The organism is Nocardiopsis trehalosi NBRC 14201, from assembly GCF_001552555.1.
Lineage (GTDB): Bacteria > Actinomycetota > Actinomycetes > Streptosporangiales > Streptosporangiaceae > Nocardiopsis_B > Nocardiopsis_B trehalosi.
The window spans coordinates 1-10,067 of sequence record NZ_BCRK01000209.1 but is presented as its reverse complement, the minus strand read 5'-3'; the positions used below and the strand labels follow the sequence as shown (position 1 = coordinate 10,067).

The following is a 10,067-nucleotide window of genomic DNA, read 5'->3' as shown; positions in this document are numbered from 1 at the left end:
TCGACGCGCGCTCCAGCGCGCGTCGAGCCGCCCCGGACCCGGGTCAGCCGGTGCCCCGCCCCGTTGCGCCGGTGAGCCGCAGCAGCGGCCCGGTGGCGGCGGTGGTGACCAGCGCGACGAGGACCAGCACGGTGAACATCGCGGTGTCGATGATGCCGGTGCGCAGGCCGATGTCGGCGATGATCAGCTCGGTGAGGCCCCGGCAGTTCATCAGCACCCCGGTGGTGAGGGCCTCGCGGCGCGGCAGCCCGGCCAGCCGGGCCCCGGCGGTGACGCCGACGAGCTTGCCCACCGCGGCGGCGGCGAGGACGGCGAGGAGCACCAGCCACAGCGTCCAGCCCCCGCCGAACCCGCTGAACACCACGCTCATGCCCACCGAGGCGAAGTACAGCGGCAGCAGGACCGCGCCGCTGAAGGCCCGCACGGGCCCGGCCACCCGGCCGCCCAGAGCGGGGCGGCGGGGCATGACCGCGCCGGCGACGAACGCGCCGAAGACGGCGTGCACGCCGATCGCCTCGGTGGCGGCCGCGGACGCGATGGTGACGACGAGCGCGATCGGCAGCAGCAGCGCCTCCCCGCCCGCGGCGCGCTCGGCCGCCGCGATGGCGGCGGCCAGCAGCGGGCGGACGACCACCACCATGCCCGCGACGAACGCCACCGCCGCCGCGATGGTGAACACCGCCTCGCGCGGGTCGCCGCTGCCCGCCAGGGCGAGCACCACCGCGAGCACCCCCCACGACACCACGTCCACGACGACGGCCGCCATCATGGCCAGCCGCCCCGGCCGGGTGCCGCCGACACCGGTGTCGGACAGGACCCGGGCGAGCACGGGGACGGCCGTGATGGACAGGGCCAGGGCGAGGAACAGGGTGAACGCGAGCGGGCTCGACGCCTCGGCGTCCTGCAGCGGGTACAGGGGGACGGCCAGCGCCGCCCCCAGCGCGAACGGCACCGCGAACCCGCCCAGCCCGATGCCGAGGAGCGGCCCGCGGTCGTTGCGCAGCCCCGCGACGTCGGTCTCCCAGCCCAGCAGGAACATGAAGCACACCAGCCCCAGCTGGGCCGTGAGCCCCAGCGCCTGGAGCAGGCTGTCGGGGAACAGCCAGGCCCACAGGCCGGGCGCGACGGCGCCCAGGACCCCCGGCGCCAGCAGCAGTCCGGCGGCGATCTCGCCGACCACGGGCGGCTGCCCGAACCGGTGCGCGAGCCGGCCGAGGCCGTGCGCGGCCACCAGGATGACGGCGACCGACACGAGGAACCGCACCCCGAGCCCCGCGGCGCCGCCGCCGTCTGGGGGCGCGAGCCCCGTTCCGGCCGCGACCGCGAGGCCGAGCGCCGCTGCGCCCACCGCCCCGAGCGCGAGGGTGCGCCGGCGGGTGCGCCGCCGGGAGGTCGTCGGGTCGAGTTCCGTGTCGATCGCCATGCCTGCCACCGCCCGGTCGAGGGGTCCGCTGGGTGAAGCGGCGCGAGTGTAACCCTCGGCGGCGGCGCGGGCGGGCGGCGCCATGGCGGTGGGAGGCGTCCGCCGAGGTGGGGCGGTACGCCGGCGGGCCGGCCCCGGTGCCGTGTCACGGCACCGGGGCCGGACGGTCCCGCCGGGCGGGACCGCGCACCGGGCGGTGTCAGCCGTCGCCCGGGGACCCCGTGCGGGAGCCGCCCCCGTGCCCGAAGGCGCCACCGAAGGCGAGGCCCAGGGCCACGCCGATGCCGATTCCGACGGCCACGTTGCCCATGGCCACCCCGATGGCCGCTCCGACCGCGATGCCGACGGCCAGGCCGGAGCCCTGCCGGGCGCGCTTGTCCATGTCGTCTCCCCTCGTCCCCGCCATCCTCCCGCCGGGCCCGCCGCCACCCCCAGACGGTGATGTCACCGCCCGGGCATGACGGATGTCATCACCGGTCAGGCGGCGGCGCGGCGCAGGACGGTGCCGGGGCGGGCGCCCGTGGGGGCGCCGTCGGCGAGCACCGGAACGCCCGCGACGAGGACGGTGGAGAACCCCGTGGACAGCCGCCAGGGGTCGGCGAAGGTGGACCGGTCGGCCACGGTGTCCGGGTCGAACACGGCGATGTCGGCGACGGCGCCGACCGCGATCCGCCCGCGGTCGGTGAGGCCGAGCCGCGACGCGGGCAGCCCCGTCATCCTGCGGACGGCGTCGGGCAGGTCGAGCACGCCCAGCTCGCGGACGTAGCGCGCGAGCACGCGCGGGAAGGTGCCGAAGCTGCGCGGGTGCGGGCGGCCCTCGCCCTCGGCCCGCAGCGTCCACCCGTCGCTGGCCACGGAGACGTGGGGGTGGCGCAGCACGGCGGCGACGTCCGCCTCGCTCATGGCGTGGTTGACGATGGTGACGGCGGCGTCGTGCGCCGCGAGCACCGCCAGCGCCGCCTCGGCCGGGTCGGTGCCGTCGCGGCGGCCGAGGTCGGCGATACTGGCCCCGATGTCGCCGCTGTAGGGGCCGTCGGGCAGGGCCGCGAGCACGACCCCCTCCGGGTCGATGTCGCGGCCGAACCGGGACCGCAGCCCGTCGGCCACCCGCGCCCGCGTGTCCGGGTCGGCCAGCCGCCGCAGCAGCGCGGGCGCGCCCCCGTCCATGGCCCACGCGGGCAGCCGCGAGGTCAGCGTCGTGCTCGACGCGGTGTAGGGGTAGACGTCGGCGGCGGCGTCCACGCCCCGGGCGCGCGCCGCGTCGATCGCGGCCAGCGCGCCGGCGACCGCGCCGTGGTTCGCCGGCCCCATCGCCTTGAGGTGCGAGATCTCCAGCCGGGCGCCCGCCGCCTCGGCCGCGCCCAGCGCCTCGTCGACCGCGGCGGCCAGGGCGTGCGACTCGTTGCGCATGTGCGTGGAGTAGAGCAGCCCCTCCTCGGCGGCGGTGGCGACCAGAGCCCGCACCTCCGCCTCCGTGGCGAACGTGCCGGGGGCGTAGATCAGGCCGGTGGAGAACCCGTAGGCGCCCTGGCGGGCGGCCGCGCGCAGCAGCGCCCGCATGGCGTCCAGCTCACCGGGTTCGGGCGGCCGCTCGGCGTCGCCCATGGCGGCCAGGCGCAGCGCGGCGTGCCCCACCTGGAGGGCGAGGTTGACCGCGGGCCGGGCGGCGTCCACGGTGGCGGCGAACCCGGCGGCGTCGGTGAAGTCCCACCCGCTCTCGGTGGCCAGGAACGCCGACCAGCGGCGCAGCAGCCCGTCCGCGTCGACCGGGAACGGCGACCACCCGCAGTTGCCGGTGACGAGCGTGGTCACCCCCTGGTGGAGCTGGGTGACGGCCTCCGGGCCGCCCTCGACGCTGAAGTCGGCGTGGGAGTGCAGGTCGATGAAGCCGGGGACGACCGCCTGGCCGGCGGCGTCGATCTCGACGGCGCCCCGGGGCGGGTCGCCCGCCCCGGCGGGGGCGACGCGGGTGACGCGTCCGCCGTCGACGGCGACGTCGGCGGCCGCGCCGGGGGCGCCGGTGCCGTCGATGACGGTGCCGCCGCGGATGACGGTCTCGTGCTGGGTCACGGGGGTGTCCTGTCGGTCGGGGGTGCGGTCCGGCGCCGCCGCGCGGGTGCGCGGCGGCGCCGGGCGCGGCTCAGCGGGTGAGGAAGAGCAGCATCGCGGTGTACATCACGCACGCCGGGACGAGCAGCGCCCACCCGGTGATCATCATGTTCCGCAGGTCGGAGGAGCGGGCCAGCCCCATGGCGCCGACCATGTTGGCGTTGGGGAACGGGCCGTAGGTGTCCGCCTTGGAGGCGAACAGCAGCACGATCACCCACGCCCCGGCGCCCACCCCGATCTGCCCGGCGAGGTCGCCGAACACCTGGTCGAGCAGGACCACCTGGGCCGCCGTCGCCCCGGGCACCCCGACCCAGCCGAGGAGGGCGATGAGGACGGCGAACACGAACGCCGAGCTGCCGGCCAGGCCGTCGCCGAACATGTCGAGGATGACCTCGAACGGCTGCAACCGCTCGATGAGGATGAACAGCCCGGCGAGCAGCCAGAACAGCAGCAGGATGCTGATGAGCCGGGCGGCGCCCCGGTAGACCGTCGCGGCGATCTCCTTGGCGCCCAGGCCGCCCGCGAGCCCCGCGGCCGCCGCGAGCAGCGGCAGCGCCAGCAGCGGGAACGCGGTCCCTGCGTTGGTGGCCGTGGCGTAGGCGACGCTGGCCACCAGCAGCACCAGGAACGCGGCGGTGGCCCGGCCCGCGCGGGCGGGACGGGTGTCCTCCTCGCCCGCCGCGCCGACCTCGGCCGCGGTGTAGAGGTCGCCGGAGGCGACGGTGCGGCGCTGCATCCACGGCACCACGACCAGCCCCATGAGCAGCGACAGCACCGCGAGCGGCGCCGCGCCGTAGCCCAGGTAGGCCAGGTAGCCGACCTCGGCGGCGTCCATGATCGCGACGTTGGACCCGGCGAACGGGGCGATCGTGAGCCCGGCGCACCCGCCGATGAAGATCATCGACGCGGTCGCCGACCGGGTGAAGCCCATGCGCGCGGCGATCGGGATGAGGATCGGCGTGGCGATCGCGAGCGCGCCGGCCAGCGTGCCCAGCCCCGCCACCAGCAGCAGCGACGCCAGCATGACCCCGATGGTGACGGCCATGCGGCTGCGCTCGCCGACGACGCGCATGACGCCGCGGACGATCGTCGACGCCACGCCGGTCACCTTCAGCACCTCGCCCACGCCGGAGCCCAGGACGATGATCAGGCCGATCATGGTGACCTGGTCGGCCAGCGACTCGCCGAGGAGGGTGCCGACGTCCAGCGGCGACATCTGGGCGATGGCGACGCCCGACACCAGCGCCAGCAGCGTGGCGACGACGATGTCCATCCCCAGCAGCGCGAGCGCCGCGTACAGGGCGATCGGCAGCAGCCCCCAGATGGTGGGGGCGCCGCCGAGGAAGCCCGCGGCGACCGACGCGGCGAGCCCCAGGACGGCGATGGCGTTGAGCAGGCGGCGCCGGGCGGGGGAGACGTCGACGTCGTAGGCGTTGGCGTCGTCGCGGTCGGGCGCGGCGGCGGCCGCGCCGGGGGAGCCGGGCGCGCCGTCGGCGCGGGGCGGCGGGGTGCCGCCGGCGGAGGGGTCGGTGCTCATGGGCGTTCCTCGATCAGGGGGATGGTGCGTGGACCCGTGCCGCGGCGGCGTCGGCGCGGCACGGGGGGCGCCCGGGGGTCAGGCGCGGACGACCGCCTCGGCCCGCCGGTTCTCGGCGATGAAGGCGGTGTCGACGGCGAAGCCCAGACCGGGGGTGTCCGGAACGGCGACGATCCCCTTGTCGGCGACCACCTCCGGGGCGATGACGTCGCGGGCGTAGTACTTGGCGGAGGCCGACACGTCGGACGGCAGGGTGAACCCGGGCAGGCTGGACAGCGCCACGTTGGCGGCCCGGCCGATCCCGAACTCGTGCATACCGCCGCACCACACGGCCATGCCGTACTCGGCGGCGGCGTCGTGCGCGGCGACGGCGGGGGTGAGCCCGCCCATCCGCGAGACCTTGATGTTGAGCACCCGGCCGGCGCCGAGGGCGGCGGCGGTGCGCAGGTCGTGGACGGTCTCGACCGACTCGTCCAGGCAGACCGGGGTGTCGACGGCGCGCTGGAGGGCGGCGTGCGCGAGCAGGTCGCGCGGGGCGAACGGCTGCTCGATCATCAGCAGCCCGAACGCGTCCAGGCCGCGCAGCAGGGCGATCTCCTCGTCGCCGCCGCCGTAGGCCCCGTTGGCGTCGACGTGCACGGCGAGGTCGGGGAAGGCGGAGCGGACGGCGCGCACGGGTTCGATGTCCCAGCCCGGCGCGATCTTCAGCTTGACCCGCGGGTACCCGGCGTCGACCTGCCGCCGCACCTGGTCGAGGAGGGCGTCGATCGTCGGCTCGATGCCCAGCGACACCCCGGCCACCACCTCGGTGCGGGTGCCGCCGAGCGCGGCGGCGAGCGGCACGCCCTGGGCGCCGGCCCACAGCGTCCAGGCGGCGGCGTCGACCCCGGCGGCGGCGAAGTGGTTGCCGCGCACCTTGCCCCATCGCTCGCGCAGCCGGGCCGGGTGGTCCCACTCGGCGCCGACGACGGCGGGCAGCAGGTGCTCCTCGGCGATGTGCCAGCAGGTGGCGGTGGTCTCGGCGCCGTAGTAGGGGGCCGAGGGCGAGGCGATCTCGCCCCACCCCTCGGCGCCCGACGCGTCGACCAGCCGGACGAGGATGTGGTCGAGGTGCTTCTTCCGGTGCGAACTGGTCTGGAACGCGTGCACCAGCGGCAGCCGGACCAGGTGCAGCGAGGCCTCGATGATGCGGATGGGTCAGCCCTCCAGGTGGGTGCCGAGCGCGCGGGCGAGCCGGTCGCGTTCGGCGATGCGCCGCCGGGCGCCCTTGGCGCTGGCGGTGGTCAGCGTGGTCAGCAGGTGGATGACGGCGGCGACGGCCGTCGGGGAGTCGGCGTAGGAGGCGCTGTCGGTGCTCACGACGACGGTCTCGGCGGCCGTGGCCGCGAGCGGCGCCCCGGGGTCGTCGGTGATGGCGACGACGGTGCCGCCCGCCGCGGCGAAGTGCTCGGCGGCGAGCACGGTCTCGCGGCGGTAGCGGCGCAGCGACACGGCGACCAGCACGTCGCTGGTGCGCACCTCGCTGAGGATGTCGATGGCGCGGACGACGGCGCCGTCGATCAGGGTGACCTGGGACAGGCCGGCGGACAGGTCGGTGGCCAGCAGCGAGGCGTAGGCGAACGACTTGCCGGCGCCGGCCACGAACCGGCGCCGGGCGGCGACGACGGCGGCCGCCGCGCGCGCCACCGAGCCGTCGGCGGCGACCCGCTCCAGCGCCTCGGTGAGGTTGCGGGTCTCCTGCTCGATGAGCCGCCGCTGCAGCGCCTCGGCGGAGGAGGGCCGCTGGAGGCGGGCGCCGAAGCGGTCGCCGGGGCTGCTCAGCCGGCGGTTCTCGGCGTGGGCGGCCTCGCTGCCGCCGACGGGGGTGGGCGGGGTGGGGGGTGCGGTCACCGGTCACGCTCGAATCGGTAGAGGGCGGTCTCGGGGGTGTGGGTCCGGCAGGACACGGCGGCCCACCCGTCCGCCGTCAGCTCGCGCAGGGCGGCCGCGAGCCGGGCGCGGACGTCGGCGGCGCGGCCGGGGTCGCGGTCGGTGAGGGCGGCGATGTCGGCGGGGACGGGCAGCCAGGTGCGGGCGCCGTCGGGCAGGGGGTGCGCCCACGCGGCCCCTGCCGCGCGGGCGGGGGGCGCGGGGGCGGGCGCCGCGCCGCCGGGCGGCCGGGTGAGGTCCCAGTCGACCACCATGCGGTCGGTGCCCTCGCCGTAGAAGCCGCCCGCGAACCAGCGCCCGGCGGCGCCGAGCACGTCGAGGTTGAAGTGGGCGTTGCGGACGACCGCGGGGTCGTAGGTCCACCGCATGCGGGTGGTGCCCCAGCGCAGGGCGACGTCGCGCTGTGCGGCCTTGAGCGCCCGGCCCAGGCCGCGCCCCTGGTGGTCCGGGTGCACCACGGCGGCCTGGGAGTAGTGGTAGGTGCTCGTGCCGTCGGTGGCGAGGAACCCGTAGGCGAAGGCGATGACGTGCCCGTCGCCGTCGTGCGCCCCCACGACCGAGCCGCCGTTGGCGCGCAGCGCCGTGAGCAGGCGGGGGCTGGCGCCCTGCCGGACGTCGGTGTAGCCGAAGACGTCGCGGTAGAGGGCGGTGGCCTCGGCCAGTTCCTCGGGGGTGCGCAGCGTGTCGACCACGGGGGCCGTGGGTGGGGGCATGGCGGAGTGGGCTCCTGCGTCGGGGGCGGTGGCGGCCGTGCGGCCATCCGGAACATAAGCGTGTAGGACAAGGTGGTATCAATCACCATGATCAACTGTCAATGCCCTGATGTGCTGCGAAAGAGCTCGTAACACCCGCGAAACCCCACGGGTGGACGAAAACCGGCCGCACGGATACGTTTCATAAATCCGACATCCGATCGGCCGCCGATCGTCCCCGGCGGCCGGACGGCCGCGCCGCCGCGCCCCCGCCCCCGACCCGAAGGACCCAGATGACCAGCGCCGGACCCCTCACCGCCTCCGCCGCCGACGCCCTGCTCACCGCGGCCCGCGCGCGCACCGGGGAGCTGCTCGACCGGGTGCGCGCCTACGTGGAGCACGAGACCCCGTCCGGCGACACCGACGCGCTGAACGCCTTCGCCGACCGGCTGGTCGCCCGCTACACCGACCTGGGCGCCACCGCCGCCCGGGTCCCCGCCCCCACCGGCGACCACGTCACCGCCGACCTCCCCGGCCACCCCGACCGGGCCGGCGAGGCCCCGCTGCTGCTCATCGGCCACCACGACACCGTCTGGCCGCGCGGCCGCCTGGCCGACGGCATGCCGTGGCGCGTCGACTCCGGCCCCGGCGGGCCCGCCACCGCCCACGGCCCCGGCGCCTACGACATGAAGAGCGGGCTGGTCGTCCTGGAGGCCGCCCTCGAACTCGCGGCCGGGGCCGGCCTCGCCCTCCCGCCGGTGCGCGTCGTCGTCACCGCCGACGAGGAGGTCGGCTCGCCCACCTCCACCGCCCTCGTCCGCGAGCGCGCGGCGGGCGCCCGCGCCGCCCTCGGCTTCGAGTCGCCGCACCCCGGCGGCGCCCTCAAGCGCGGCCGCCGGGGCAGCACCCGGCTGCGCCTGCACGTCGAAGGGCGGGCCGCGCACGCCGCGCTCGACCCCGAGAAGGGCGTGTCGGCCGTCGACGAACTGGTCGACCAGCTCGTCGCGGTGCGCGCGGCCGTCGCCCGCCACGGCGCGGCGGTGCTGTGCAACGTCGGCACCGTCCGGGGCGGCGGGCGGACCAACGTCGTGCCCGACGGCGCGTCGGCCGACATCGGGCTGCGCTTCGCCGACGCCGACGTGGAGCGCGCCGTGCTCGACGCCCTGACCGACCCCGCGCCGGTGCGCCCCGGCGCCCGGGTGCGCACCGAGATCCTGTCCCGCCGCCCCACCTGGGCGCCCGACGGCGACGACGACACGCTGACGGCGGCCGTCCGCGCGGCGGGCCGCCTCCTCGGCGCGGAGGTCGGCACCGCCCCCGCCGCAGGGGCGGCCGACACCAACACGGTGGGCGCCCTCGGGCTGCCCGTCCTCGACGGGTTCGGGCCGACCGGGGCGGGCGCGCACGCCGCGCACGAGCGCATCGACGTCGCCGCCCTCCCCGAGCGCGCCGCCCTGGTCGCCGCCGTCCTCGCCACCGCCTGACCCGCACCCGCGCCCGGCCCTCCGCGCCGCTACGCGCGCCCCGTGCCGAGGACGGGTCCATCCGCCCCCGGGCCCGACCCGGCGCCGGACGACCGCCGCCGCGCGCGCCAGTACGCCGCGACGGCGACGGCCAGGGTGAGTGTGGCGACGGCCCGCAGGGCGATGCCGGCGTCGCCGACCGGCGGCACGAGCGCGTCGGTCGCGTTCCACGCGGCATGGACGAGGACGGCCGCCCACACCCCTCCCGCGAGGTGCTCGCAGGCGAACAGGATGACGTAGCTGAGCGGGAGGAAGGTGGCGAAGAAGACGGCACCCGAGAACGTCACCAGACCGGTCGCGTGCTGTTCCGTGCCCTCGAGGAAGAAGAGCGGCACGTGCCACAGCGCCCACGCCGCGCCGAGGAGTACGGCGGTCCGCGTCCGGCCGAACGCCGTCCTCAGGCGGGGCTGCACGTAGCCGCGCCAGCCGAACTCCTCGGCCAGCGGGCCCGCCACGAGCGTGTACGCGAGGACCCCGAGGGGCCCGCCGACGCTCGCCGCCACCGAGGCCGCGTGGTGCGGCAGGGCCTCCAGTTCGGTCCAGTGCAGCGCGGCGGAGACGATCAGCATGGGGGCCGCGCCCAGGAGGATCGAGAGGAGCGGCCACGCGGCGGACGCCCGCACGCGCGGGCGTGCCGACTCGCGGCGGTGCCGCAGCCACATCATCAGCGCCGCCAGGGACGGGCCCGCGGCGGCCAGCGTGAAGACGGGGACGGCGAGGCCCTCGTCGACGTCGACGCCCGCCACCGCCAGCGCGGCCATCGGCACCCAGGAGATGAGCAGGCACAGGAGGGCGAACACGGTGAGCCGCCGCCGGAGGGGCGGGAGCGGCGGGGGGTCGGTGCGCGGTGCGTC

General features: G+C 77.1%; 9 protein-coding genes. 1 reads left to right on the top strand and 8 read right to left on the bottom strand.

What is annotated here, in order from left to right:
• Positions 1-43: 43 nt before the first annotated feature.
• The 7 genes from NT8_RS24755 to NT8_RS24725 all read right to left on the bottom strand — a co-directional run bounded on the left by NT8_RS24755 (position 44) and on the right by NT8_RS24725 (position 7,711).
• Complete coding sequence (locus NT8_RS24755) at positions 44-1,423, bottom strand: cation:proton antiporter (protein ID WP_067974431.1); 1,380 nt, start codon at positions 1,421-1,423, stop codon at positions 44-46.
• A gap of 199 nt (positions 1,424-1,622) precedes the next feature.
• Entirely contained in the window at positions 1,623-1,805 is a 183-nt protein-coding gene (locus NT8_RS24750) for a hypothetical protein (RefSeq protein WP_067974427.1), read from the bottom strand.
• Positions 1,806-1,900: 95 nt separating this feature from the next.
• Positions 1,901-3,493: an N-acyl-D-amino-acid deacylase family protein gene (locus NT8_RS24745; protein ID WP_067974424.1), complete on the bottom strand. Its 1,593-nt coding sequence runs from the start codon at positions 3,491-3,493 to the stop codon at positions 1,901-1,903.
• 70 nt (positions 3,494-3,563) lie between these two features.
• Positions 3,564-5,069, bottom strand: coding sequence for a Na+/H+ antiporter NhaC family protein (locus NT8_RS24740; protein WP_084469255.1), 1,506 nt, complete (start codon positions 5,067-5,069; stop codon positions 3,564-3,566).
• Between the two features lie 78 nt (positions 5,070-5,147).
• Positions 5,148-6,221, bottom strand: a complete 1,074-nt coding sequence (gene menC, locus NT8_RS24735; RefSeq protein WP_281203526.1) for an o-succinylbenzoate synthase — start codon at positions 6,219-6,221, stop codon at positions 5,148-5,150.
• 45 nt (positions 6,222-6,266) lie between these two features.
• Positions 6,267-6,959, bottom strand: coding sequence for a MurR/RpiR family transcriptional regulator (locus tag NT8_RS24730; protein WP_084469254.1), 693 nt, complete (start codon positions 6,957-6,959; stop codon positions 6,267-6,269).
• Positions 6,956-7,711, bottom strand: coding sequence for a GNAT family N-acetyltransferase (locus NT8_RS24725; RefSeq protein ID WP_084469253.1), 756 nt, complete (start codon positions 7,709-7,711; stop codon positions 6,956-6,958). The genes NT8_RS24730 and NT8_RS24725 overlap by 4 nt, the downstream gene beginning before the upstream one ends.
• 272 nt (positions 7,712-7,983) lie before the next feature.
• On the opposite strand from NT8_RS24725, the gene NT8_RS24720 reads away from it, so the two are divergent.
• Positions 7,984-9,174 carry a M20/M25/M40 family metallo-hydrolase gene (locus tag NT8_RS24720; RefSeq protein WP_084469252.1) on the top strand — a complete coding sequence of 397 codons (1,191 nt, stop codon included), beginning with the start codon at positions 7,984-7,986 and terminating at the stop codon, positions 9,172-9,174.
• A 29-nt stretch (positions 9,175-9,203) separates the two neighbouring features.
• Here the strand turns inward: NT8_RS24720 and NT8_RS24715 are convergent.
• Positions 9,204-10,067 (bottom strand): CPBP family intramembrane glutamic endopeptidase (locus tag NT8_RS24715; protein ID WP_067974416.1); only part of this gene is annotated, 864 nt, incomplete at its 5' end.

Coding starts and splice junctions, on each gene's coding strand:
- NT8_RS24755 (WP_067974431.1), bottom strand. CDS start 1,423: ATGGCGATCGACACGGAACTCGACCCGACGACCTCCCGGCGGCGCACC.
- NT8_RS24720 (WP_084469252.1), top strand. CDS start 7,984: ATGACCAGCGCCGGACCCCTCACCGCCTCCGCCGCCGACGCCCTGCTC.
- NT8_RS24750 (WP_067974427.1), bottom strand. CDS start 1,805: ATGGACAAGCGCGCCCGGCAGGGCTCCGGCCTGGCCGTCGGCATCGCG.
- NT8_RS24740 (WP_084469255.1), bottom strand. CDS start 5,069: ATGAGCACCGACCCCTCCGCCGGCGGCACCCCGCCGCCCCGCGCCGAC.
- NT8_RS24725 (WP_084469253.1), bottom strand. CDS start 7,711: ATGCCCCCACCCACGGCCCCCGTGGTCGACACGCTGCGCACCCCCGAG.